Consider the following 26,069-nt stretch of genomic DNA (forward strand, 5'->3'; position numbering starts at 1 on the left):
ATGTTCGAAGCGATCCTGTTGACCGTCATCACTGCCGCAACCCCGCTGGTGATCGCCGCGCTGGGAGAACTCGTCACCGAACGCGCCGGGGTTCTGAACCTAGGCGTCGAAGGCATGATGATCATGGGTGCCGTCTGTGCCTTTGCGACTGCACACCTCACGGGTTCACCTTATCTCGGTGTTCTCGCCGGCATCGGCGGTGGTGCGCTGTTTTCGCTGCTCTTCGGCTTCCTGACGCTGACGCTCGTTACCAACCAGGTGGCGACGGGTCTGGCTCTCACCATTCTCGGTCTCGGCGTTTCTGGGCAGTTGGGTGAAAGTTATGTCGGCATTGCCGGCACCAAGCTGCAGCCGATCGTTTTTCCCGTCCTTTCGGACATTCCGTTTATCGGTCGCGTCCTGTTTGCGCAGGATCTGATCTTCTACCTGTCGATCGCGCTGATCATCGGCGTCAACTGGTTCCTGTTCAAGAGCCGCACCGGCCTGAAAATGCGCGCCATCGGTGACAATCACGGCTCCGCCCATGCGCTTGGCATCAGTGTGGTGCGCACGCGTTATCTCGCCGTTCTGTTTGGCGGCGCCTGTGCCGGTCTGGCCGGTGCGCAGCTGTCGCTGGTCTATACGCCGCAATGGGTGGAGAACATGTCGGCCGGGCGCGGCTGGATCGCGTTGGCGCTCGTCGTGTTTGCCTCGTGGCGACCGTGGCGCATCCTCGCTGGCGGTTATCTTTTCGGGGCCGTGACGATCGGCCAGCTGCATGCTCAGGCTTTCGGCGTGGGCATTCCGTCGCAATTCCTTTCGGCACTTCCTTATGCCGCCACTATTGTCGTTCTGGTGATCATTTCGCATAATCGCCGCACGACACTCATCAACACGCCGGCCTCGCTCGGAAAACCTTTCGTTCCGGACCGATGACAGCGCGCAAAAACAAACGAACAAAAACTTCAAGCCAACAGGGGTTGAAAATGAATAAGCTGATCATCGCACTTGCTGCGTCTGCCGCCGTTATTGGTGGCATGTCCGGCGCTGCCCAGGCGCAGGAAAAGTCCAAGGTATGTTTCATCTATGTCGGTCCGAAGACCGATGGTGGCTGGACGCAGGCGCACGACATCGGCCGCATGGCGCTGGAAAAGGCGATGGGCGACAAGATCGAGACCGCCTTCCTCGAAAGCGTGCCGGAAGGCCCGGATGCCGAGCGCGCCATCGAGCGCATGGCGCGTTCCAACTGCGCGATGATCTACACCACTTCGTTCGGCTTTATGGATGCGACCATGAAGGTTGCCGCAAAGTTCCCGAAGGTGAAGTTCGAGCACGCCACCGGTTTCAAGGCTGCTGAAAACGTCGCCACCTACAATTCGCGCTTCTACGAAGGTCGTTACATCCAGGGCCAGATCGCGGCCAAGATGTCGAAGAAGGGCCTTGCCGGCTACATCGCATCCTTCCCGATCCCGGAGGTGGTGATGGGCATCAACGCCTTCGAACTGGGGGCGAAGTCGGTCAACCCTGATTTCAAGATCAAGGTCGTATGGGCCAATACCTGGGCCGATCCGGGCAAGGAAGCCGATGCCGCCAAGGCGCTGGTCGACCAGGGCGTCGACATCCTGACGCAACACACCGACACGACCGCGCCGATCCAGGTGGCCGCCGAGCGCGGCATCATGGCCTTCGGTCAGGCCTCCGACATGATCGCGGCCGGCCCGAAGACGCAACTGACGGCGATCGTCGACACCTGGGGTCCCTATTACATCAAGCGGACCAAGGCGATGCTGGACGGCACCTGGAAGTCCGAACAGATCTGGGACGGCCTGAAGGACGGCATCCTCACCATGGCGCCCTACACCAACATGCCGGACGACGTGAAGGCAATGGCTGAGGAGACCGAAGCCAAGATCAAGTCTGGCGAACTGCATCCGTTCACCGGCCCGATCAACCGCCAAGACGGTTCGGAATGGCTGAAGGCCGGCGAAAAGGCCGAGGATGGCGTTCTGCTCGGCATGAACTTCTACGTCGAAGGCGTGGACGACAAGCTGCCGAAGTGACGATAGTCCTCGGCTCCGGCCGGTGACATGACAGGTTTGAAAAGGGCGTCCACAAAATGGGTGCCCTTTCTATTTCAGCGCGTTACAAGCCGTTGGTAGTGTTTCAGCCGGCCTTTCGCTAAAGGACGGGTCAGCGATTCCAAGGAGTTTCAAGATGAGCCGCACATGTCTGGCCGTGATCCTCGCCGCGGGCGACAGCACACGCATGAAATCATCGATGTCGAAAGTGCTGCACCCGGTCGCCGGCCGGCCTATGATCGCGCATGTGATGCAGGCCGTCGTCGGCGCGGGCATGGGTGACGCGGCACTGGTGCTTGGCCGCGATGCTGAAAAAGTTGAAAAGGCTGCGGGTATCGACGGCATTTCGACTACCAGCTTTCTGCAGACGGAACGTCTTGGCACCGGCCATGCCGTGCTCGCCGCGCGCGATGCGATTGCAAGGGGTTACGACGATGTCGTCGTGGCCTATGGCGACGTGCCGCTCATTACCCCTGCGCCATTTGCGGCGGCCCGCGAAAAACTGGCGGAAGGCGCCGATATCGTCGTCATCGGTTTTCACACCGACACGCCGACCGGTTATGGTCGTCTGCTTGTGGAGAATGGTGAACTGATCGCCATCCGCGAGGAGAAGGATGCCAGCGACGAAGAGCGCAAGGTCACATGGTGCAATAGCGGGCTGATGGCGATCAACGGCGAAAAGGCGCTGGAACTGCTCGATCGCATCGACAACCAGAATGCCAAGGGCGAATATTATCTGACCGACCTCGTTGAGATCGCCCGCGCTGCCGGTGGCAAGGTCGTGGCCGTCGATGCGCATGAAAGTGAATTGACCGGGTGTAACAACCGCGCCGAGCTCGCTTTTATTGAAAAGCTGTGGCAGGAACGGCGCCGTCACGAGATCATGGTGTCGGGCGTGACGATGATTGCGCCGGAAACGGTTTTTCTCTCTTTTGACACTGAGATCGGCCAGGATGCGCTGATCGAGCCGAATGTCGTCTTCGGCCCTGGCGTCACCGTGGAAGGCGGCGCGATCATCCATGCGTTCTCGCATCTGGAAGGCGCCCATGTGGCGGCCGGAGCGACGGTCGGTCCTTATGCGCGATTGCGTCCGGGCGCCCATCTTGGCGCCGGCTCGAAGGTCGGGAATTTCTGCGAGGTGAAAAATGCGGAGATCGGCGAGGGCGCCAAGGTCAATCATTTGACCTATATCGGCGATGCCTTTGTCGGTGACCATACCAATATCGGCGCCGGCACGATTACCTGCAATTACGATGGGGTGAACAAGCACGAGACGCGCATTGGCGCAAATGCGTTTATCGGCTCCAATTCCTCCCTTGTCGCGCCGGTGGCGATCGGCGATAGCGCCTATGTCGCATCAGGCAGCGTCATTACCGAAGACGTGCCCGCCGACGCGCTGGCGCTCGGTCGCGCGCGGCAGGAAGTAAAGCCGGATCGGGCTGTGTTGCTGCGCGAAAGGGCGATGGCGCTGAAGAAGGCGCGGAGCGGTCAATGAGCGTGGCAGAAGCATGCCAGGACGTTGAACGGGTATCCGTAACCGCCTGATATTCTTCATTCTGTCTTGTACGGCCATCCGACTCAAATCAAGCCAGGAGCAGCACCCGGCCTTGTTGTGCAGGCAAGGTAATCCCTCTGGCCTGGCGGTTTAGGCGTATCCGAACGCGCTATCGAAAACATTGCCGGTGAACCGTTACGCTTCGACACCGAAAGTGACTATTTGCCGGATTGCGTAAGCCACTGGATCAGCTAGGTATTCCCTCGGTCCAATCAACCTTAGGAAAAGCGTGCATGTGTGGAATTGTCGGGATCGTTGGAAAAGGCCCGGTTTCGGAGCGTCTTGTCGATGCGCTGCGCAGGCTCGAATACCGCGGCTACGATTCGGCCGGTGTCGCCACCATTCATGACGGTGTAATGGATCGCCGCCGTGCAGAGGGCAAACTGTTCAACCTCGAAAAGACGCTGGATGGCGCTCCGCTACCGGGCAATATCGGTATCGCGCATACGCGCTGGGCGACCCATGGCGTGCCGAACGTGCCGAATGCGCATCCGCATTTCGTCGAAGGCGTTGCCGTTGTTCATAACGGCATTATCGAGAACTTTTCCGAACTGAAAGACGAACTGATCGCCGAAGGCGCCGTGTTCGAAAGCCAGACGGATACCGAAGTCGTCGCTCATCTTCTCGCCAGGTACACGCGCGAAGGGTTGGACCACCGCGCTGCCATGTTGAAGATGCTGAACCGCGTACACGGCGCCTATGCACTTGTGGTGATGTTCAAGGATGCACCGGATATGATCCTCTCGGCCCGTTTCGGGCCGCCGCTGGCGATCGGCCATGGTCATGGCGAAATGTTCCTTGGCTCGGACGCCATCGCGCTTTCGCCCTTTACCAGCGAGATCACCTATCTTGTCGATGGCGATTGCGCCGTTATCACTCATGACAAGCTGGAAGTTACCGATTACGCCGGCAAGCCGGTAAAACGTCAGAGCCAGATTTCCCAGGCCTCCGCCTATGTCGTGGACAAGGGCAACCATCGGCACTTCATGGAAAAGGAAATCTACGAGCAGCCCGAAATCATTTCGCATGCGCTCGGCCATTATGTCGATTTCGCCGCCAGTGCGCTGAAGCCGCAGGCGGGCGCGATCGATTTTTCAAAGCTCTCCGGCCTTGCGATTTCCGCTTGCGGTACAGCCTTTCTCGCCGGTCTGGTCGGCAAATACTGGTTCGAACGCTATGCCCGTCTGCCCGTCGAGATCGACGTGGCTTCCGAGTTCCGTTACCGCGAGCTGCCGCTGTCGCCGACGCAGGCGGCGCTGTTCATCTCGCAGTCGGGCGAGACGGCCGATACGCTGGCGTCGCTGCGTTATGCCAAGGATGAGGGGCTGAAGATCGGCGCCATCGTCAACGTGCAGGAATCGACGATCGCACGTGAATCCGACGCGGTCTTCCCGATCCTGGCCGGTCCTGAAATCGGCGTTGCCTCGACCAAGGCCTTTACCTGCCAGCTGGCGGTCCTGGCCTCGCTCGCGATCGGTGCGGCGCGTGCGCGCGGCACCATCGATGCGGCTGCCGAAAAGGAAATGATCGGTCACCTGATCGAGATGCCGCGCATCATGAGCCGCGTGCTCAATGACGTGCAGCCGCAGATCGAGGCGCTGTCACGCGATCTGTCCCGCTTCAAGGACGTGCTTTATCTCGGCCGTGGCACCAGCTATCCGCTGGCGCTCGAAGGCGCGCTCAAGCTCAAGGAAATCTCCTATATCCACGCCGAGGGCTATGCCGCCGGCGAACTCAAGCATGGCCCGATCGCTCTGATCGATGAAAATATGCCGGTGATCGTGATCGCGCCTTACGACCGCTTCTTCGACAAGACCGTGTCGAACATGCAGGAAGTGGCGGCACGCGGCGGCAAGATCATCTTCATCACTGATGAGAAGGGTGCCGCAGCGACCAAGCTGCCGACCATGGCAACGATCGTGCTGCCGGAAGTCGATGAAGTGATTTCGCCGATGATCTATGCGCTGCCGATCCAGCTGCTCGCCTATCACACCGCCGTCTTCATGGGCACGGACGTCGACCAGCCGCGCAATCTGGCAAAATCGGTCACCGTCGAGTGATTTTGCGCGCCGAGCAACCGGGTGACGCAACGGCGATTGCCGCCGTCACCACGGAAGCTTTTGCCGGCATGGCGCATAGTGATGGCAGCGAGCCTGCCATCATCGCGCGTTTGCGGGAGGCCGGTGCTCTGGTGGTCTCGCTGGTTGCTGAGACGGAAGGCGTGGTCATCGGTCACGTCGTCTTTTCGCCGGTGACATTTTCAAGCGGCGAGACCGACTGGTATGCGCTCGGACCTGTTTCGGTTCTGCCGCACTATCAGGGGAAGGGCATCGGCACCCATCTGATCCGCAATGGTCTCGAAGCGATCAGAGATCGCGATGCGACCGGCTGCGTCGTGTTCGGTAAGCCGGCTTATTACCGCCGTTTTGGTTTCCTTACCGACATCGGCCTAACCAGTCCCGGCCTACCTCGGGAATATTTGATGGCGCTGCCCTTGCGGGGGCAGGTGCCATCCGGCATTCTTTCGTTCCATGCTGCCTTTGGCGTTGCTTCAGAATAAAATCAGGCCCCGATGACCGATCCCCTCGAAAAACTCTCGCTGGCCGGTCGGCTGAGAAACAATTTCCTCACCGGCCTGATCATATGCGCACCTTTGGCCATCACTATCTGGCTGACCTTTGCCTTCATCGACTGGGCCGACAGCTGGGTGACGCCCTACATTCCCCAACGTTACGATCCGCAGTATTATTTCGATGTCACGATTCCCGGCACCGGCCTTGTCATCGCCGTGCTGTTCATCACCATCATCGGTTTTCTCGGCAAGAACCTCATCGGCCGTACGATCGTCAATTTCGGCGAGTCGGTTCTGCAGCGTATGCCGCTGGTGCGCACCCTCTACAAAAGCTTGAAACAGATATTCGAGACCGTTCTGAAAGAGCAGTCGACCTCGTTCAAGAAATGCGGGCTGATCGAATTTCCCGCTCCCGGCACATGGGCGCTCGTCTTCATTTCCGGCGAGGCGAAGGGCGAGATCGCCGCGAGGCTGAATGCGGACGGCGAAGAAATGGTCGGGGTCTTTCTGCCGCCGACGCCGGTGCCGACGGCGGGTTTCCTGATGTTCGTGCCGAAAAGCAAGGTCATCATGCTCGACATGACGCCGGAGGAAGGCGCGCGGCTTCTGATTTCCGGCGGCCTGATCGCGCCCGAATGGACACCGAAAATGGCGGAGACGCCGGTTCTCGCAGGACCTATCCCGCCCGCAGGAACCTGATCGCTTCGTCGCGACGGTGCAGGTAGAGAAGAACGCGGATCGCTTCGCCGCGTTTGCTGGTCAGGTCCGGATCCTGTTCCAGAAGGTAGCTCGCATCCTTGCGGGCGATTTCCAGAAGATCGGCATGGGCTTCGAGGCTGGCGAGCTTGAAGCCGGGCGTGCCGGACTGGCGGGTGCCCAAAAGCTCGCCTTCACCGCGCAATTTCAGGTCTTCCTCCGCGATCAGAAACCCATCTTCGCTGTCGCGCAGGATGGAAAGCCGTGCATGGCCGGTTTCGCTGAGTGGGCCCTTGTAAAGAAGGATGCAGGTGGAGGCATCGGCGCCACGGCCGACGCGGCCTCGCAACTGGTGCAACTGCGCCAGGCCGAACCGTTCGGCATGTTCGATGACCATGATTGTTGCATCCGGCACATCGACCCCGACCTCAACGACCGTTGTGGCGACGAGGAGCCGGATCTCGCCGCTTTTGAAGGCTGCCATGACGGCATCCTTTTCCGCGCCCGACATACGACCATGAACAAGCCCGACATTCTTGCTACCGAGCTCGCGTGCAAGGACGGCATGACGTTCCTCCGCCGACATGAGTTCCACGACATCGGATTCTTCCACCAGCGGGCAGATCCAGTAGGCTTTCTTTCCCTCGGCCACGGCGCTTCTGAGGCGGCCAACAATGTCGCCGATCCGTTCCGTCGGCACGGTCACCGTCTGGATCGGTTTTCGCCCGGCGGGCTTTTCAGTGAGTTTTGACACATCCATGTCGCCAAAGGCAGCGAGAACCAGCGTGCGCGGGATGGGCGTCGCCGTCATCACCAGCATATGCGGCGAGATGCCTTTCGACGTCAGCCGCAGACGCTGGTGCACCCCAAAACGATGTTGTTCATCGACCACGGCCAGCGCCAGATTGTGGTAGCTGATCGTATCCTGAAACAGCGCATGCGTGCCGATGATGATCTGCGCGTCGCCGGATGCGATGCGCTCGGTGATCGCTTCGCGCTCGCGGCCCTTGGTGCGGCCGGTCAGGATATCGACTGTAATGCCGGCGGCATCGGCCAATTTAGCGATCGTCGCAAAATGCTGCCGGGCAAGAATTTCGGTCGGCGCCATCAGCACCGCCTGTCCGCCGCTCTCGACGGCGGCCGCCATGGAAAGTAACGCGACCAGGGTCTTGCCGGCACCGACATCGCCCTGAAGGAGACGCAGCATGCGATCCTCACCGGCCATGTCTTTCAATATGTCCTCGACAGCGCTCTTCTGGCTGGCGGTCAGCGCGAAGGGTAGGGCGGCGACGATTCTTGCCGCAACGTCACCCTTCACGCGGATCGGGACGCCGGGAACCTTGCGGATTTTCTGACGCACCAGTGCCAGCGATACCTGCCCAGCCAGAAATTCGTCATAGGCAAGGCGCCGGCGGGCAGGCGCCTGCGGATCGATATCCGCCGCGTCGCGTGGATCGTGCAAGTCTCGAAACGCATCCGCAACGGAAGGAAACGACTGACGCTGCGCGAGGTTGAGGTCGATCCATTCCGAAAATTCGGGCAGGCGCGATATGCCGCCGTCGATCGCCTTACGTAACGTCTTCGGCGACAGACCGGCGGTCAGCGGATAGACCGGCTCGACCAGCGGCAGGTTTTCAGCTTCTGATGCCTTCACCATGAAATCCGGATGGATCATCGAGGCACGGCCGTTGAACCAGTCGACCTTTCCGCTGACCATGACCTGTTCGTCGATCGGCAGCGTCTTTTCCAGCCAGTTGCCCTTGGCGCGAAAGAAGGTCAGCGCCAGTTCGCCGGTTTCGTCATGCAGATAGACCCGGTAGGGCTGGTTCGTGCGTGCCGGCGGCGGGGTATGCCGATCGACGCGGCCTTCGATGGTGACGATAGCGCCCTGCGGCGCCAGCGCGATGCCTGGCCGGTTGCGCCGGTCAATCAGCGAAAATGGGGCATGGAACAGCAAATCGACCACGCGGCAGTCATCGGCGTCCTCGCGACCGGTCACCTTGGCGATCATCTCGGCGAGTTTAGGCCCGACGCCCGCGAGCGTTGAGACAGGGGAAAACAGCGGATCAAGTATGGCGGGACGCATGAGGCGTTAAATGCGATGGAAAATGCCGCCTTGGCAAGGCTGACATCGGTGGAATTTCATCCTATATCACGCCGGCAACAAAGGTTTCCGACATGACTGGACTGACGCGCAGCAGCGCTGATCTCGACCCGCGCCGCCGGCGCATCCTCTATCGCTGCTGGCATCGCGGCATCCGCGAGATGGATCTCGTCTTCGGGCAGTTCGCCGAGGAGCAGATTTCCTCGCTGTCCGATGCCGAACTCGACGCGTTCGAGATCATCATGGCGGAAGAAGATGCGGACCTGAACAGCTGGATTACTGGATCCGTTCCGGTTCCGGAACGATACCGGACGCCGCTGTTCGAACGCCTCGCCTCCTATCGTCCGGATTTCGATCTGGTGACGCGCGAAAGCCTCAATGCGAAGGGTGACGGGTTTCGATGATTTCCGGTTTTGATCCTAAAAAGATTGCCGCTAGCTCCACACCCTTAATCATCGGCAATGTGCCGGCCGGCATCGAGCCGCTGGTGTTGGCGGAGATGGCGCGGGCCGGCCAGCCGGTCGCCTATGTCATTTCGGACGGTCAGCGCATGGCCGATCTCGAACAGATGCTGGGTTTTATTGCGCCGGAGATACCGGTACTGACTTTGCCGGCCTGGGACTGTCTGCCTTATGACCGCGTGTCTCCAAGTGCCGATACGTCGGCGCGCCGTCTGGCGGCGCTTTCCGGCCTTATCAATCATGCCAGGAAGCCGCATCCGGCCATTGTGCTCGTCACCGTCAATGCGATGATGCAGAAGATCGCGCCGGCGGATGTGATCGAGAGCCTGGCGTTTTCGGCGAAACCCGGCAACCAGATCCGCATGGACGACATTGCCGCACGACTGGAGCGCAACGGTTTCGACCGTGTCTCCACCGTGCGCGAAGTCGGTGAGTTTGCGGTGCGCGGCGGCATTCTCGACGTCTTCGTTCCGGGGACGGAAGAACCGGTTCGCCTCGACTTTTTTGGCGATACGCTGGAAAGCATCCGCTCCTTCGATCCGGCCAGCCAGCGCACGACGGGGCAGGCACGGTCTCTCGATTTGAACCCGATGAGCGAGGTGACGCTGACGCCCGATACGATCAGCCGTTTCCGCAAGAACTATCTGTCGCTGTTCGGCGCTGCCAATCGTGACGACGCTCTGTATCAGGCCGTGTCCGAAGGCCGCCGTTATGCCGGTATGGAACACTGGTTGCCGCTGTTTTACGAGCGGCTGGAAACCGCCTTCGACTATCTCAAAGGTTTTCGCATCGTCAACGACCACACGGCGCGCGAGGCGGCGACCGAACGCTCCAAGCTGGTGATCGATTATTTCGAGGCCCGCCGCGACAGCGGCGTGCAGGGCAAGGGCAAAGGGTCGGCCGTCCAGTCAACGCCTTACAAGCCCGTTTCTCCGGGCCAGCTTTATCTCGACGGCAAGGGTTTTGCAGCCGGTCTCGACGAAGCGGGCGCCATCCGCCTGACGCCGTTCAACGAGATGGATGCGGAAGGCCGGAAGGTGATCGCGCTCGATGCGCATGCCGGTCCGCGCTGGGCGAAAACGCAGGCCGAGACGCAAACGGAAACGCAGGATCGCGGCGAGGATGGCGAAGGCGCGCGCGCCAACGTTTTCGATCTCGTCGTCAAGCATATCGCGGACAAGCGGGCCGAGGGCGACAAGGTTCTCGTCACCGGCTGGTCGGCCGGTTCGCTCGACCGTCTGTTGCAGGTGCTGGACGAGCGCGGCCTCAAGCGCATTCGCCAGATCGAAAAGCTCGACGATCTGAAGAAACTGGAAAAGGGCGAGGCGGCTGCGGCCGTGATGAGCCTTGAAGCTGGTTTCGAGACGGGTGATCTCGTCGTTATCGGCGAGCAGGATATTCTGGGCGACCGCATGGTGCGCCGGGGCAAGCGCCGCAAACGCGGGGCGGATTTCCTCACCGAAGTTGCCGGCCTCGATGAAGGCTCCCTGGTCGTGCATGCCGAACACGGTATCGGCAAGTTCGTCGGTCTCGTCACCATCGAGGCGGCGGGTGCGCCGCGCGCCTGCCTGGAACTGCATTATGCCGATCAGGCAAAGCTGTTCCTGCCGGTCGAAAACATCGACATCCTGTCGCGCTACGGCTCGGATGCGGCGGAAGCCTCGCTCGACAAGCTGGGCGGTGGCGCATGGCAGGCCCGCAAGGCCAAGCTGAAAAAACGTTTGCTCGACATGGCCGATGCGCTTATCCGCATTGCCGCCACCCGTATTACCCGCCGTGCGCCGGTTCTGGCGACGCCGGAAGGGCTCTATGACGAGTTTGCGGCCCGTTTCCCCTATGACGAAACCGAGGATCAGGAAAACGCCATCGAATCCGTGCGCGAAGATCTCGCCGCCGGTCGTCCGATGGACCGCCTCGTCTGCGGCGACGTCGGTTTCGGCAAGACGGAAGTGGCGCTGCGCGCCGCCTTCTTCGCGGCCATGAACGGTGCGCAGGTGGCGGTCGTCGTGCCGACCACGCTTCTTGCTCGCCAGCATTTCAAGACGTTTTCCGAGCGTTTTCGCGGCCTCCCGATCAAGCTGGCACAGGCTTCACGCCTCGTTACGGCTAAGGAACTGGCGCAGACCAAAAAGGATGTCGCAGACGGCAAGGTCGATATCGTCGTCGGCACGCACGCGCTGCTCGGCGCCGGCATCCAGTTCGCCAATCTGGCGCTTCTCATCATCGACGAGGAGCAGCATTTTGGCGTCAAGCACAAGGAACGCCTGAAGGAGCTGAAAAGCGACGTGCATGTGCTGACTCTGTCGGCAACGCCGATTCCGCGCACGCTGCAGCTCGCCATGACCGGGGTGCGCGAACTGTCGCTGATCACCACGCCGCCGGTCGACCGCATGGCGGTGCGCACCTTCATCTCGCCCTTCGACCCGCTGGTCATCCGCGAAACCTTGATGCGTGAGCATTATCGTGGGGGACAGAGTTTCTATGTCTGCCCGCGTCTGGCCGACCTGCCGGAAATTGAAGCCTTCCTGCGCTCCGACGTGCCGGAACTGAAGGTGGCCGTGGCGCATGGCCAGATGGCGGCGGGCGATCTCGAAGACATCATGAACGCCTTCTATGACGGCAAATATGATGTGCTTCTGTCGACCACCATCGTCGAATCCGGTCTCGACGTGCCGACCGCCAATACGCTGATCGTACACCGTGCCGACATGTTCGGTCTGGCCCAGTTGTACCAGCTGCGAGGGCGTGTCGGTCGTTCAAAGGTGCGCGCCTTTGCGCTGTTCACCCTGCCGGTCAACAAGCAGCTCACTACAATGGCCGAGCGTCGTCTCAAGGTCCTGCAGTCGCTCGATACTTTAGGCGCCGGTTTCCAGCTGGCGAGCCACGATCTCGATATCCGCGGCGCCGGCAACCTTCTCGGCGAAGAACAGTCCGGCCATATCAAGGAAGTCGGTTTCGAGCTTTACCAACAGATGCTGGAGGAGGCTGTAGCCGAGGTGAAGGGTGACGACGAGATCACCGACACCGGTTGGTCGCCGCAGATTTCCGTCGGCATAACCGTGATGATCCCGGACAATTACGTGCCTGACCTGCATCTGCGTATGGGGCTTTATCGTCGTCTCGGCGAATTGACCGAGCTTGCCGAAATCGACGGTTTCGGGGCCGAAATGGTCGATCGTTTCGGCCCGATGCCGAAGGAAGTGCAGAACCTGTTGAAGGTCGTCTACATCAAGTCGCTGTGCCGCAAGGCCAATGTGGAGAAGGTGGATGCCGGGCCGAAGGGTATCGTTCTGCAGTTCCGCGACAAACAGTTCCCGAACCCGGCCAACCTCGTCGGTTTCATTGCCAAGCAGGGCACTATGGCCAAGATCCGGCCGGATCACAGCGTGTTCCTGACCCGCGACTTGCCGACGCCGGAAAAGCGGCTGACCACCGCAGCCCAGGTAATGAGCCAGATGGCGGAACTGGCAAAGATATGAAAAATCCCCGGGTTTTGCGACCCGGGGAGACTACAGACAGAGGCCGTAAAACTCCGCCGTCATCCTCGGGCTTGTCCCGAGGATCTGAAACGGTCTGATATCACTCCCGTGGTTAGATCCTCGGGACAAGCCCGAGGATGACCAAAACCGCGAGCTACAGTTTTGTCACCTGCCCCAAGGCCTTGGGGGCTCGTTTCGACGTTTTTGACCTTCGTCATCACGCTGCCCCCAGGCGCAAGGCCTGAGGATTTTTCGTCTCCGCCTACTTCTGTTCGCTTGGCTCTTCCGGCGCGATCATCGCCGCAGCCTGCGCGTCGCTGCCGATCGATGGCGGTAGCGGCGTACCGCGCACGCGTTCACGCACCAGCGTCAGCAGACCCGAACCGACGATCAGAACAATGCCGGCCATCATCGGCAGGTCGATATGATCGCCGAAGACGAGATACCCGAAGAGAACAGCCCACAGCATCTGGCTATATTGCGTCGGCCCGATGAGCGTCGCTGGCGCATAGACCGCCGCATGCATGAGAAGAATGGCGGCAATCGCCGCAAACCCGCCGTAACCCGCAAGCCAGATCCATTGCATCGTCGTCGGTATCTGGAAGCCTGGAATGGCAAGCGCACCACAGACGATCAGCGTGCCGAGCAGGCCGGCGCCATAGAGAGACACGTTCTTCTCGGACGGACCCATGGCGCGGAAGATGACGATGGAAATTGCGCCGCTCAAACCACCGAAAACGGCTCCGAGATGTCCGATCGATAGCTCGCGAAACCCCGGACGCAGAACGATCATGACGCCGGCAAAGCCAATGATGACGGCGCCCCAGCGGCGGAACCCGACCTTTTCCTTGAGGAACAGCACCGACATGATCGTGACGAAGGACGGCAGGAGGAAGATCAGCGCAAAGGCTTCCGCCATCGACAGGTGGGTAAAGGCGGTAACGCTACCGATCGTGCCGCCGGCCTGGGCTGCAAAACGCAGGATCCAGAGCGGCCTGTTGGTGGTGGCAAAGATGTCGGTCCAGCGATCGCCCGGCTTCAGGATGAAAGGCAGGGCGATGGCGCCGAAGATCGCGCCAAGGAACGAGGCCTGGTAAGGGCTCAGCGTACCTTCGAGCAGTTTGACGCTGGCATCGCTGAACGCGAAGGCGGCGAAGGACAGGAAGGCGATCATGACGCCCTTGAGAGCGTGGTCGGACGAGACGGGCGGCATGGCTCAGTTCATCGCTTTACGGGCTTCAGCCTTGGCGGCTGCGATGTCGCGAAAGGCGTTTGCCAGCACATCCGGTGTCTGCGCGCCACTGACCGCATATTGCTGGTCGATGATGAAGAAGGGCACGCCGCTCACGCCCATGTCCTTGGCCGCCGCGATCTCGGCCCGAACCGTATCCTTGTCCGCTTGGGATCCGAGCAGGTTTTCGATGACTTTGCGGTCCAGCCCCGCCTGTTCGGCGATGTCCAGCAGCACGGCATGATCGCCGATGTTCCTGCCTTCCTCGAAATTCGCCTTGAAGAGGGCGGTCGCCACCGTGTCCTGGATTTCGCGTCCTTCCATCATTGCCCAGTGGATGAGGCGGTGCGCATCCAGCGTGTTCGGGCCGATCTTGATGGCGGCGAAGTCGAAGTTGATGCCGACCTCCTTGCCGAAGGCCGCCAGGCGCTCATGGGCTTGTTTGACGGCCTCTTCGCCGCCCAGCTTTTCCGCCAGATATTTGTGGTGGTCGACCCCTTCGGACGGGATGTCCGGATTGAGCTGGTAGGGACGCCAGTTGATGTCGATGCCGACCTCGCCTTGTACCTCCGCCATGGCAAGCTCAAGACGCGCCTTGCCGAGGTAACACCACGGGCAGACGACATCCGAAATGAGGTCAATCGTGAGCCGTTCCATCCGGAACTCCTTCATTTGATGGCCGCCGCGGGGCGGCGACAGGAAATCACTTCAAGCGATCATCCCACCATGTGGAAAGTTGATAGCCGTATAGCGGCAAAGCTGCCGGGCGTCCGATATGTTTCCACCGCGCCACCCATTGCTGAGGCACGTGATAGAGCGGGACGAGATAGTGGCCCGACAGGAGCAAGCGGTCGAAAGCGCGCACGCTGGCCTGAAAATCCTCGGTGTCGCGCGCAAGCCGCATCGCACTCATGATCCGGTCGAGATCGGCATCCGCCGTTCCGGCATAGTTGAAACTACCCTGGGCACCCGCAGCAACCGAGCTCCAGCGGCCCAACTGCTCCACGCCCGGCGACAGCGAAGACGGGTAGGATTTGATGATCATGTCGTAGTCGAATGTGAGCGACCGGCTCTGATACTGCGAATCGTCAACGGTCCGGATGGTCATCGCGACCCCGATCAGCCGCAGGCTGCGCTGATAGGCAATGGCCAGCTTTTCCTGGTCAGGGGTCTGCGTCATCACCTCGAAAGCAAGCGGACGGCCGTTGCCGTCGACCATGCGGCCGTCACGGATCGTATAGCCGGCCGTGCCCAGCAGATCGACGGCCTTCTTCAGAACCGTTCGGTCGCCGCCGCTGCCATCGGTCTTGGGCAGGCGATAGGTGCCGTTCAGGATCTCCGGCTCGATGCGGTCTTTCGCCTCGCCCAGCAGCGCCAGTTCCCGCGCATCGGCCGGGGTCGCGAGCGCCGATAGCTGCGAGTTCTGCCAAAAGCTTTCGGTGCGGGTATAGGCTCCGTCGAAGAGGTTTTTGTTGGCCCATTCGAAATCGAAGGCAAACGACAGCGCGGCACGAACCCGGACATCGGAAAACAGAGGTCGGCGGATGTTGAAGACGAAACCGAGCATGCCTGTCGGCAGTTGCGGCGCAAATGCATCCTTGACGATGCGGCCGTCGGTCACGGCTGGAAAATTATACGCGCGCGTCCAATGCGTCGGGCTTCCGTCAGGGTAAATGTCGATTACTCCCTTCTTGAAGGCTTCAAACAGCGTACTGTCCTGAAGGAAATATTCGATGGTGATCTGGTCGTAATTGTCGAAACCGACTTTGGAGGGAATGTCCCTGCCCCAATAATCGGGATTGCGTTCATAGACGATGCGTTCTCCCGGCGAGACGGCTTTGACGCGGTAGGGGCCCGACCCTATGGGAGGCTGCAGCGTCGATTGCTCGAACGTTTCCGCATTGATCGCGTGTTTGGGCAGGATCGGCGTAGCCGTCGCCAGAATAAGCGGCGTTTCGCGGGTCGCCTTGTCGTTGAAGGTGAAGCGCACGCCATGCTCGCCCACCTTTTCCATCTTGCTGACGGTATCCAGGCGCTGCGAAAACGGGATACGACCCCGATCGCGCAGCAGTTCGAACGAGAAGATTACATCGTCCTGCGTGACCGGCTCGCCGTCCGACCATCTGGCGCGAGGATCGAGATTGAATTGTACGAAGGTGCGATCGTCATCCCACTCGACGCTCTCGGCCAGGAAGCCGTAAAGGCTGAAGGGTTCGTCGGCCGACCGCGTCATCAGCGATTCGTAGACGAGATTGCCGAAGGAGGGATCCCACATGCCGCGTGCTGTCGTGCGGATGCTCTTCAGGTTGAACGGGTTGAGACTATCGAACGTCCCCACCACACCGTATGCAATGCGTCCGCCTTTCCTGACGTCGGGGTTGACGTAGGGGAAATGCGCGTAGTTTGCGGGCAGGGCGGGCTTTCCGTGCATGGCGATGCCGTGAAGCGGTTCTGCACTGGCGGCCCCGGCAAACAGGAACGCGAGAAGAAGGGCTGACGGTCGGCGCATTCAGACGGCTTTCATTGCGGGATCGGTCGTGTTGATTCTGCGCAAAATAGACCATTGATGCGTCGGAAACCAAATCAAACCCGCCGCAGATAAGCGGTGGCACGAAGAAAGTTACCTCGGGTACTGGATATCGTCGAAACCGCATTGTAACAGGTTGCTCCAACCCGCAGGGTCATTCAAATGCCTCATTTGAACGACAGGTGAACGCAGGAAGGCAACCCGATATCGAGCGGCTTCTTCGCTCTCGGACGGATTTCAGGAGACGGATTTCGTTATGACGCTTAACGCACTCAAGATTACGCGGGCCCTGTCGGCTCTGGCTCTGACGGTCGGCACGGTTGCAGCGCCTTTTGCCGCTTCCGCTCAGCAGGCCCCGGCAGCCGGCGGTCCGGCTCCCGGTCAGTGGTACAAGACCTGCGCCAAGCAGGGCGAGAACGACCTTTGTGTCGTACAGAACGTCCAGCTCGCCCAGAACGGCCAGCTCATCACCGCTGTCGGTCTGATGACGCTACAGGGCAAGGAAACCCGCAAGATCATGCAGGTCTCGGTTCCGACCGCGCGCCTGCTGCCGCCGGGCATCACCATGCAGATCGATGGCGGCAAGGGTCAGAAGCTCGATTACACGGTCTGCCTGCCGGACAAGTGCATCGCCGAAGCGCCGCTGACGGACGCCAACCTCGCTGCGCTGAAGAAGGGCACCGAAGTCGTGTTCACTTCCGTCAACTTCCGTCGCGCTCCGAACCCGATCAAGATCACGCTTTCCGGCTTCACCGGCGTCTACGATGGTCCGGCCATCTCGGAATCGCAGGTTGCCGAAAGCCAGCGGTCCCTGCAGGAAGGCATGCAGAAGAAGGCAGAAGAAACCCGCAAGAAGCTCGAGGACGCGCAGAACGCCGCCAAGCAGGGTCAGTAAGCTTTCGCAGCGCCGCTGCGACACCAACCGAAATCCAGAAGGGACGTCCGATACGGGCGTCCCTTTTTTGTTCTTGCGGCTTCCGCCATCGGGCGCTCCCGGCAGGTCGGGCGCATCACCAACATGGCCGATACCGCAGTCTTCCCGCGGGCGAGTTTTCCTCCCGGCCACAGAAAAGTCGATATCAGCCGCAACAGAAACGTAGTAGCGTCAACGTGCTGATCGTTATGGTAATGTTAATAGCAACCTCAAGCTGTTTCGCCTTAGTTCATTTCACTATTCCGCGAAGAGTTTCCGTATTTTTACTGACTTTACTTTAAGTGTTCCCTAAACAACAGGGCCGCACTAACCCTGTTTACGCTTAATAAGTCTTTTGGCCGTAATTGCGGGAATTCGAAGTTGCTGAATAAGTAACATATCGGTAGAAAACGGCCCGATTAGAAAAGGGTTATCCAGTTGCGTACTCGTTGGGATGAAGTAGACGAAGTAGAGGGCGGTTCCAGCCGCTTCCTTGGTTTCAGCGCGGTTACCTGGGCTCTTGCGGTTCCGGTCGCGTTTATCGCGGGGGCGGCTGTGGCGAGTTTCCTCACCCAGCCACCATCGCAGACTGCGGCGCTGGCGATACCGGCGCCGGTCGCCAGTGAAAGTGCGAAGACCGGCGAGGACAGCCGCGCCGCACTCGAGAAGGGACGGTGGGAAAACGAGGCGCGGGAAGCCGTCGCCAAGGCAGCCGAACTGCAGATGCAGGTGGAGGCGCTTCGCGACCAAGTAAGCGACGAAACGCGGCTGCGTCAGCAGGCGGAACAGGCGGTCGAGCAACGGACGAACGAACTGGGCGAGATGCGGCAGGCGGCAACCCAGGCTGCGAGCAAGGCCGCGACCTCGGTTGCGGTCTCGAATCTCGACCAACAGGGGCAGGCCGCGCTTTCATACGTCGCACCGGCCGCAAACCCGGCTTTTGACACGCCGTCTCAAGAGCCCCAGGCGGAACCTTCATCGAGTTCTCCAGCCGAGCCGCGCCGAGCGCGCGCCACGGATGATTCCGTTGCCCTGCAGCGCATCATCGAGGATACGGCGAGCCGGAGTGCAGCGCTGTCCGATCGCAGGGATGAGGCCGAAGATACGACCGGTGTTCAATCCGCCAAGATGCCTCGCAGGGATGGCGAGGTCGAAACCGCTCTCGGTCGGGCGACTGGGCTCGATACACTGTCGGCATCGCAGCGCAGCGGCCTGAAAGGGGATCTGGTCGCGGGGGCGTGTGTATCCGTCAGCCTCGAGCGCGTGTTCGGCACGCCTGTGCCGGTCGTACCACTCAGGAACCTGGTAAGGGATCTCGACAGCGACTGCTGATCGGTCTGGCGCGGGTCCGCGTCACGGCCAAGGGGGAATGATTTTGAAGTTTGCAGCTTTTAATTCGATTGCGATCGCCGTTGTCACCGGTCTGTTTTCCGGCGCCGCGGGGGCTCAGGAGGCCGACCGTAATATCATGGCCTCGATGGAGGGCGGCAGCCAGACGCTGATTGCCCGCGACATCGCCGAACTCGGCGACAGGTGCGGTCTGCCGCTCAATGTTCTGGACTCCCACGGTTCGCTCGAGAATTTCTTTGGTGTCAGGAACCGTCACAACACGCAGTTCGGCATCGTTGACAGCGATATTCTCAACTATCTTTCCGCCTATCGCGGCAGCAATGCCGACGTGCGTCAAGCCATCGAAGGGATGCGCATCATGCTGCCGCTCTATGATGCGGAAGTGCATGTCGTTGCTCGCGAAGGTATCAATAGCCTGCATGACCTGCGTGGGAAACGTCTCGGAGTGGGTCAGAAGGACGGCACGGCCTATCTGACGTCGCAGCTCATTCTAGACATCCTCCACATCAAGGTGGCGGAGCGGGTGTCCGGGTCGGCCGACGAAATGATCGAACTGCTGCGCCAGGGCGAAATCGATGCGCTGCTGAAGGTCGGCAATGCGCCCATGCCTATGTTCATGGACGGGCGTCTGGGCAGCTCCTTTCACATGGTGCCGATCACGGATGAGGTCCTGCATGCCAGCTACAAGCCGGTGACCCTGCCCGCGGGTACCTACTCCTTCCAGCCGGCAGGGGTGCGGACAATTGCCAGCAAGACGCTGCTGATGACCTACGAATACGGCTCGGAGAAGAACGCCTATTACAAGAACTCCTGCAAGGCGGTCGCCGATTTCACCAACCTTATCGTCGGCAATCTCGACGAGTTGCGCCGGGTCGGTCACCATCCGAAATGGAAGACGCTCAACCTGACGGAAATTCCCAAGGGCTGGGAAGTGGGCACCTGCGTGCGCAAGGGCCTGGAGCCCACCTACGAGGTGAGCTGCGCGCAACAGGCAGAAAGCGCGGAGAACGAACAGTATCTCGATCTGCTTCACGAGCGTTTAAAGCAGCGTTGACGCGCGTCCGGCGCGTCGATCATTCGGCGGCAAAACCGGCATGATCTCCGGCCGAACTGACCTTGTTCAGCACAGCCTGCCAGTTGCCGCCAGGTCTCTCCGAACCATTCGCAATTGCAGACCGTATTACGGCGTCATGCTAGCCCGCATCTGGAAGCTGCCGCCCGTTTCAAACCTAGGCCGAGCCAAGATTGCCGGCCACTACTGACATCAGGACCTTTCATGAAAGTCGCCGCACTTCACGTCCTTGCACTCACCAGCCTGTGCGCCCTTGCTCCCGGTCTTGCCTCGGGACAGGAACCGGAACGTCAGATCATGGCGGCCGGCATCGGCTCGACCCAAGGTCTGATCGCCCATGATATTGCCAAGCTCGGGGATGCCTGCGGCATGCCGATGACGGTGGTCGAATCCAAGGGCGCGCTTGAAAGCTTCTTTGGCGTGCGCAACCGCCACAACACCCAGTTCGGTGTCGTCGATGCCGATCTGCTCAATTATCTGAACAGCTATAAGGGCGAAAATAGCGACGTGCGCGACTCGGTCCAGGGCATGCGTGTGATGCTGCCGCTTTATGATGCGGAAGTTCATGTGATCGCGCGCGCGGGGATCAACAGCCTGCAGGATTTGCGGGGAAAGCGTCTCGGCGTTGGCGAAAAAGACAGCACGGCCTACCTCACCTCGCAGCTGATGTTCGACATCCTGCGCATCCCGGTCGCCGAAAGGTTGACGGGCTCGACAGATAGAATGATCGAGGCGTTGAGAAGCGGGGAGATTGATGCCATCATGCGCATTGCCGGCGCGCCGATCGCTGCGCTGAACGACCGGCGGCTCGACAATTCCTTCCACCTTGTGCCGATCACCGACGAGTTGCTGAAGGCAAGCTATAAGTCCGTGACCATTCCTGGCGGGATGTATCCGTATCAGAAAACGGACGTGCAGACGGTCGCAGTGAAGACCCTGCTGATGACCTATGAATACGGTACGGCGAAGAATGCCTACTACAACACGTCGTGCAAGGCCGTTTCAGACTTCACCAGCCTCATCATCGACCATATCGACGAGTTGCGCCAGAGCGGTCACCCGAAATGGAAGGATGTCGATCTGACCGAAATTCCGAAGGGTTGGGAAATCGGCATGTGCGTGCGCAAGGGGCTCGATCCCAATTACAAGGTTTCGTGCACGCAATCTGCGAATGGCAGCGACAACCAGCAGTATCTTCACTTGCTGCGCGAACGTCTGCAAAGGTAGGCGCGCTCATGGCGGAGAAGGACTGGGACGGCTCCGCAACGAAGGACATGGGAAAAGAAAAGGGCGGTGACGTCGCCGCAGAAAGAACGGATGCAAAGCCGACGGCGCGACCGTCGCATTGACCTGGAGGGGATGATGATGAAGTACGGATCGTGGAGTATCGTTGCGCTAGCTGTCGCCGGCAGCATGCTGGCACCGTGTTGGGCGCGGGCGGCGGAGGCGGACCGCAATATCATGGCGTCCGGCGGCGGTGGCACCCAGCTTGCCATTGCCAAGGATATCGCCGAACTCGGTAACCGATGCGCGATGCCGATGAATGTCGTCGGCTCCAAGGGTTCGCTCGAAAACTTCTTCGGCGTGCGCAATCGTCACAATACCCAATTCGGTATCGTCGATGCGGACATCCTCAACTATCTGAACAGCTACAAGGGCGAAAATAACGACGTCCGCCAGGCCATCCAGGGCATGCGCATCATGTTTCCGCTCTATGACGCGGAAGTCCATGTGGTCGCAAGACGGGGCATTCGTACGCTTCAGGATCTGCGCGGCAAGCGGGTCGGCGTCGGCGAAGCTGACGGTTCGGCCTATCTGACGTCACAGTTGATGTTCGACATCCTGCGCATCCAGGTCGGAGAACGTGTCAGAGGCTCCGGCAACGACATGGTGGAACTGCTGCGGCAAGGCGAAATCGACGCCATGGTCCGGGTTGGCGGCGCACCGCTGGCGCTCCTCAGCGACGGCCGGCTTGATGAAGACTTCCATCTGGTGCCGATTACCGACGACGTGCTGCGTTCGAGCTACAAGGTAGCGACGCTTGCGGGCGGCACCTATCCGTTTCAGAAAACCGATGTCCAGACCGTCAGCGTCAAAACCTTGCTGATGACATATGAGTACGGAACGGAAAAGAACGCGTATTACCAGAACGCCTGCAAGACCGTGGCGGACTTCACCAACCTGATCGTCGACAACATTGACGAACTGCGCCGCACCGGCCACCAGAAGTGGAAGGCTGTCGACCTGACAGAAATACCCAAGGGCTGGGAAATCGGCATGTGCGTTCGGCGCGGACTGGACCCTAGTTACAAGGTGTCCTGCAGCCAGGCCTCGAACAGCACCCAGAACCAGGAATATCTCGACCTGTTGGGCAAGCGCCTACGAAACTGACAGGTCGGCGAACCTGTCAGACCGGAGCCGGTGCATATTCCGCGCCGGCTCTCATTGCATCTTTCCCACCTCGCGCATGACGGGATATCAGTGCGCGAGGATGGATTTCGGCTTCAACTCTCCCGATGGACTACAGTCGAAGATGCGCATGACCTTGTCGCTGCGCAGCGGCTCCGGGCTTTCGTCATGGACGAGGTTCTGTTCCGAAACATAGGCCACGTATTCCTGCTCATCGTTTTCAGCCAGCAGGTGATAGAAGGGCTGGTCCCGGTCGGGGCGGACATCTGCCGGTATCGCGTTCCACCATTCTTCGGAGTTTGCGAATTCGGCATCCACATCGAACACGACGCCCCGGAACGGGAAAACCTTATGGCGAACGACTTCGCCGATGGTGAATTTTGCGTTGCGTTGTTTCATGGCGCGAACTTCCTTTCGCAGCATTATGTGGTCACTCCGTCCCTACGCTGCAAGGGCAATGCCTCAGCGGCCAAAAGGCTCCCGCTGGATACCGAAATGCCTGGCGTTTCCTACGAAGCGCTCTTTGCCGGCACCGTCGCCAGGATGACACCGCCGAGCACGAAGACAATGCCCAGTGCATGATAGGCTGCAAAACTTTCGCCAAGAAAGACGATGGCCATGACAATCGAAACCGGCGGCATCAGATAGAGCGTGACGCCCGCCTGAGCCGGGCCGAACACACGCACCGTCTGCTGGAAGCAATAGAATGCGGCAAGCGAAGCGAAGGCAACCATGCCGGCGATCTTGGCCCAGTCCATCGGCGCATCCGCCAATGGCGCGCCCGTTAGGACCTCGTACGTCGTGGCCGGTAAAAGCACCAACGCGCCGGAAAGCGCAATGGCGCCGAACAGCGACAGAGGCTTCAGCTTTTGCAATGCGGGTTGTCGCAACAGGATCGAGTAGACGGCGAAGGAAATGGCTGCGACCAGGATACCGAGATCGCCGATATTGAACTGAAGCCGCAATAGCGCTGCGAGGTCCCCGCGCAGCACGATGACCATGACACCCGCGAACGCGATCGCCATGCCCACCAGTTCGCGCAACCCGATGGTGCGGCCTGCGAACATCCATTGAAACAGGATGATGAACAGCGACGACGTCGTGTAGATCAGCGTGCCATTGGCAGCCGTCGTGTAGTTCAGCGACCAGTAAACGACGCCGCCGCATACTCCCATGCCGAGGCCGCCGAGCAGCAACCAAAGCAGGAGATGACGGGTGACAAATGTCCAGACCGCGCGGCGGTCCGCCAGAATGAAGGGCAGGGTGACCAGGGTCGAGCCGGTCCAGCGCAGGAAGGCGGTCGTATAGGGGGCGACGTCGCCGATAATGCCGCGGCCGAAAATGATATTTGTCGAGAAGAACAGCGGCACCAGTGCGAAAATGACCCAGTCAAGCGGGCGCGCCGCATCGGGTTTTGTCTGATCGGGCATGCTGCACCGGCAAATAAATTGAAGGAAGTCCGGATGGTTACACGAAAACGGCGGGACCTTTCATCCCGCCGTTGCCGGCATGCGAGCTGAGCCGCACGCGCTATTAAGTCGGTCAGATCACGCCGAATAGTACATGTCGAATTCGACCGGATGCGGGGTCATTTCATAACGCATCACCTCGACCATCTTCAGTTCGATATAGGCATCGATCTGGTCGTCGTCGAAGACGCCGCCAGCGGTCAGGAACTTGCGGTCGCGGTCGAGGTTTTCGAGCGCTTCGCGCAGCGAAGCGCAGACCGTCGGGATCTTCTTCAACTCCTTAGGCGGCAGGTCGTAGAGATCCTTGTCCATGGCCTTGCCCGGATGGATCTTGTTCCTGATGCCGTCGAGGCCGGCCATCAGCATGGCGGCAAAGGCGAGGTAGGGGTTGGCCAGCGGGTCCGGGAAACGCACTTCCACGCGCTTGGACTTCGGGCCGGTGCCGAACGGAATGCGGCAGGAGGCCGAACGGTTACGGGCCGAGTAGGCAAGCAGGACCGGCGCCTCATAACCCGGGACCAGACGCTTGTAGGAATTGGTCGTCGGGTTGGTGAAGGCGTTGATCGCCTTGGCATGCTTGATGATGCCGCCGATGTAATAGAGGCAGCTTTCCGAAAGGCCGGCATATTCGTCGCCGGCGAAAGTCGGCTTGCCGTCCTTCCAGATCGACTGGTGCACGTGCATGCCCGAACCGTTATCGCCAAAAATCGGCTTCGGCATGAAGGTCGCCGTCTTGCCATAGGCGTTGGCGACCTGGTGGACGACGTACTTGTAGATCTGTATCTTGTCGGCATTGCGCACCAGTGTGTCGAACTTGACGCCGAGCTCGTGCTGGGCAGCCGCGACTTCGTGATGGTGCTTTTCGACGACGACGCCCATTTCGGCCAGAACGGTCAGCATTTCGGAACGCATGTCCTGGAGGCTGTCGATCGGCGGAACCGGGAAATAACCGCCTTTGACGCGCGGACGGTGGCCGAGGTTGCCGGTTTCGTAATCGGTATCGTCATTCGAGGGCAGTTCAGACGAGTCGAGCTTGAAGCCGGTATTGTAAGGGTCGGCCTTGTACTTGACGTCGTCGAACACGAAAAATTCCGGCTCGGGACCGACGTAAACCGTGTCGCCCACGCCTGACGCCCTCAAATAGGCTTCGGCCTTCTTGGCGGTGCCGCGCGGGTCGCGATTATAGGCTTCGCCGGAAACCGGATCGAGAATGTCGCAGATCACGACCATGGTCGACTGGGCAAAGAAGGGATCCATATGAACGGTCGCCGGGTCCGGCATCAGCACCATGTCCGACTCGTTGATGGCCTTCCAGCCGCCGATCGAGGAGCCGTCGAACATGACGCCATCGGCGAACATGTCTTCGTCCACGGCGGCAACGTCCATGGTGACATGCTGCAGCTTGCCCTTGGGATCGGTAAAGCGCAGGTCCACGAACTTGACGTCGTTTTCCTTGATCTGTTTCATGATGTCGCTTGCGGTCGTCATGGGATCTTTCCTTGGATGTGAGAATGATGAGGTGCCGGTCCTTGGTCGGACCGGGCGTTATCAGATCGCGTCGATACCGGTCTCGCCGGTACGGATACGGACCACTTCTTCCACGTTGGAGACGAATATCTTGCCGTCGCCGATGCGTCCAGTCTGGGCTGCATTGCGGATCGCATCGATGACCGCTTCGACGTTCTCGTCGCCCAGAACAACTTCGACCTTCACCTTCGGCAGGAAATCCACCACGTATTCGGCCCCGCGGTAAAGCTCGGTATGGCCCTTCTGGCGGCCAAACCCCTTCGCTTCCGTCACGGTAATGCCTTGCAGGCCGACCTCCTGAAGGGCTTCCTTCACCTCGTCGAGCTTGAAAGGCTTGATGATCGCTTCGATCTTCTTCATGAAAAAATATCTCTCCGCTTCTGCCTGGGAGCAGGCATTCCCCGCCATGCCTTGATAATGCAGGTATCATGCCAATCCAAGGGCCTGACGCCTTTAATATCCTAGCCTTAACTGGCGGCGTACGCCAAGAGCGTTCTTGCTGAGCAGGTCTCGCCTTCGCCGGTCCCCGTGGCAGATGCCACTCTTTCGCCGCTCAAAGCTGAAAGGGCAAGCCATCAGCCGATGCGCAGCATCGGAGCGCTTATCTACAGGCAAATGCCCATTAATTGCGCAGGAGGCGTACCAAA

At 60.1% G+C, this 26,069-nt stretch carries 21 protein-coding genes; 13 read left to right on the top strand and 8 right to left on the bottom strand.

Annotation, left to right across the window (positions count from 1 at the left end):
* The 6 genes from ACQKKX_RS18190 to ACQKKX_RS18215 all read left to right on the top strand — a co-directional run bounded on the left by ACQKKX_RS18190 (nt 1) and on the right by ACQKKX_RS18215 (nt 6,883).
* Nucleotides 1-915 carry an ABC transporter permease gene (locus ACQKKX_RS18190; protein ID WP_427572638.1) on the top strand — a complete coding sequence of 305 codons (915 nt, stop codon included), beginning with the start codon at nt 1-3 and terminating at the stop codon, nt 913-915.
* 50 nt (nt 916-965) lie between these two features.
* Nucleotides 966-2,039, top strand: coding sequence for a BMP family ABC transporter substrate-binding protein (locus ACQKKX_RS18195; protein WP_427572639.1), 1,074 nt, complete (start codon nt 966-968; stop codon nt 2,037-2,039).
* Between the two features lie 154 nt (nt 2,040-2,193).
* The gene (gene glmU, locus ACQKKX_RS18200; protein WP_427572641.1) at nt 2,194-3,552 is read left to right on the top strand and encodes a bifunctional UDP-N-acetylglucosamine diphosphorylase/glucosamine-1-phosphate N-acetyltransferase GlmU; all 1,359 of its coding nucleotides are present in this window, start codon (nt 2,194-2,196) and stop codon (nt 3,550-3,552) included.
* 293 nt (nt 3,553-3,845) lie between these two features.
* Nucleotides 3,846-5,672 carry a glutamine--fructose-6-phosphate transaminase (isomerizing) gene (glmS, locus tag ACQKKX_RS18205; RefSeq protein WP_427572643.1) on the top strand — a complete coding sequence of 609 codons (1,827 nt, stop codon included), beginning with the start codon at nt 3,846-3,848 and terminating at the stop codon, nt 5,670-5,672.
* The gene (locus ACQKKX_RS18210; RefSeq protein WP_427572645.1) at nt 5,669-6,172 is read left to right on the top strand and encodes a GNAT family N-acetyltransferase; all 504 of its coding nucleotides are present in this window, start codon (nt 5,669-5,671) and stop codon (nt 6,170-6,172) included. Before glmS ends, ACQKKX_RS18210 begins: the two co-directional genes overlap by 4 nt.
* A 12-nt stretch (nt 6,173-6,184) precedes the next feature.
* The gene (locus tag ACQKKX_RS18215) at nt 6,185-6,883 is read left to right on the top strand and encodes a DUF502 domain-containing protein (protein ID WP_427572647.1); all 699 of its coding nucleotides are present in this window, start codon (nt 6,185-6,187) and stop codon (nt 6,881-6,883) included.
* Here ACQKKX_RS18215 and recG read toward each other — a convergent pair.
* On the bottom strand, nt 6,861-8,966 hold the full coding sequence (recG, locus tag ACQKKX_RS18220) for an ATP-dependent DNA helicase RecG (RefSeq protein ID WP_427572649.1): 2,106 nt from the start codon (nt 8,964-8,966) through the stop codon (nt 6,861-6,863). The genes ACQKKX_RS18215 and recG overlap by 23 nt on opposite strands.
* A 92-nt stretch (nt 8,967-9,058) precedes the next feature.
* Between recG and ACQKKX_RS18225 the strand changes: the two genes are divergently transcribed.
* The gene (locus ACQKKX_RS18225; protein WP_427572650.1) at nt 9,059-9,388 is read left to right on the top strand and encodes a succinate dehydrogenase assembly factor 2; all 330 of its coding nucleotides are present in this window, start codon (nt 9,059-9,061) and stop codon (nt 9,386-9,388) included.
* Nucleotides 9,385-12,924 (top strand): transcription-repair coupling factor, encoded by a 3,540-nt coding sequence (gene mfd / locus ACQKKX_RS18230; protein ID WP_427572652.1) that lies wholly within the window; start codon nt 9,385-9,387, stop codon nt 12,922-12,924. The genes ACQKKX_RS18225 and mfd overlap by 4 nt, the downstream gene beginning before the upstream one ends.
* Nucleotides 12,925-13,186: 262 nt before the next feature.
* Here mfd and ACQKKX_RS18235 read toward each other — a convergent pair whose 3' ends face one another.
* From ACQKKX_RS18235 to ACQKKX_RS18245, 3 genes are read right to left on the bottom strand one after another with little or no spacing between them, the layout of a single operon-like run.
* On the bottom strand, nt 13,187-14,137 hold the full coding sequence (locus ACQKKX_RS18235) for a DMT family transporter (protein WP_427572653.1): 951 nt from the start codon (nt 14,135-14,137) through the stop codon (nt 13,187-13,189).
* 3 nt (nt 14,138-14,140) lie between these two features.
* On the bottom strand, nt 14,141-14,812 hold the full coding sequence (locus ACQKKX_RS18240; RefSeq protein WP_427572655.1) for a DsbA family oxidoreductase: 672 nt from the start codon (nt 14,810-14,812) through the stop codon (nt 14,141-14,143).
* A gap of 46 nt (nt 14,813-14,858) precedes the next feature.
* Nucleotides 14,859-16,664 carry an extracellular solute-binding protein gene (locus ACQKKX_RS18245; RefSeq protein ID WP_427572657.1) on the bottom strand — a complete coding sequence of 602 codons (1,806 nt, stop codon included), beginning with the start codon at nt 16,662-16,664 and terminating at the stop codon, nt 14,859-14,861.
* A 274-nt stretch (nt 16,665-16,938) separates the two neighbouring features.
* Between ACQKKX_RS18245 and ACQKKX_RS18250 the strand changes: the two genes are divergently transcribed.
* From ACQKKX_RS18250 to ACQKKX_RS18270, 5 genes are all read left to right on the top strand, one after another.
* Nucleotides 16,939-17,577: an invasion associated locus B family protein gene (locus ACQKKX_RS18250; protein ID WP_427572659.1), complete on the top strand. Its 639-nt coding sequence runs from the start codon at nt 16,939-16,941 to the stop codon at nt 17,575-17,577.
* 456 nt (nt 17,578-18,033) lie between these two features.
* The gene (locus ACQKKX_RS18255) at nt 18,034-18,927 is read left to right on the top strand and encodes a hypothetical protein (protein WP_427572661.1); all 894 of its coding nucleotides are present in this window, start codon (nt 18,034-18,036) and stop codon (nt 18,925-18,927) included.
* Between the two features lie 43 nt (nt 18,928-18,970).
* Nucleotides 18,971-19,999, top strand: a complete 1,029-nt coding sequence (locus ACQKKX_RS18260) for a TAXI family TRAP transporter solute-binding subunit (RefSeq protein WP_427572663.1) — start codon at nt 18,971-18,973, stop codon at nt 19,997-19,999.
* Between the two features lie 222 nt (nt 20,000-20,221).
* Nucleotides 20,222-21,244, top strand: a complete 1,023-nt coding sequence (locus ACQKKX_RS18265) for a TAXI family TRAP transporter solute-binding subunit (protein WP_427572665.1) — start codon at nt 20,222-20,224, stop codon at nt 21,242-21,244.
* Nucleotides 21,245-21,379: 135 nt separating this feature from the next.
* Entirely contained in the window at nt 21,380-22,408 is a 1,029-nt protein-coding gene (locus ACQKKX_RS18270; protein WP_427572667.1) for a TAXI family TRAP transporter solute-binding subunit, read from the top strand.
* A gap of 87 nt (nt 22,409-22,495) precedes the next feature.
* Here ACQKKX_RS18270 and hspQ read toward each other — a convergent pair whose 3' ends face one another.
* The 4 genes from hspQ to ACQKKX_RS18290 form a co-directional block, all read right to left on the bottom strand.
* A complete protein-coding gene (gene hspQ, locus ACQKKX_RS18275) occupies nt 22,496-22,825 on the bottom strand; it encodes a heat shock protein HspQ (protein ID WP_427572669.1) in 330 nt (109 codons plus the stop codon).
* Between the two features lie 110 nt (nt 22,826-22,935).
* Entirely contained in the window at nt 22,936-23,856 is a 921-nt protein-coding gene (locus ACQKKX_RS18280; protein WP_427572671.1) for a DMT family transporter, read from the bottom strand.
* 117 nt (nt 23,857-23,973) lie between these two features.
* Nucleotides 23,974-25,383: a type I glutamate--ammonia ligase gene (gene glnA / locus ACQKKX_RS18285; RefSeq protein ID WP_427572673.1), complete on the bottom strand. Its 1,410-nt coding sequence runs from the start codon at nt 25,381-25,383 to the stop codon at nt 23,974-23,976.
* A 60-nt stretch (nt 25,384-25,443) separates the two neighbouring features.
* Nucleotides 25,444-25,782 (bottom strand): P-II family nitrogen regulator, encoded by a 339-nt coding sequence (locus tag ACQKKX_RS18290; RefSeq protein ID WP_427572675.1) that lies wholly within the window; start codon nt 25,780-25,782, stop codon nt 25,444-25,446.
* Nucleotides 25,783-26,069 lie beyond the last annotated feature (287 nt).

The sequence above is a fragment of the Neorhizobium sp. NPDC001467 genome, from assembly GCF_050275975.1.
GTDB lineage: Bacteria > Pseudomonadota > Alphaproteobacteria > Rhizobiales > Rhizobiaceae > Neorhizobium.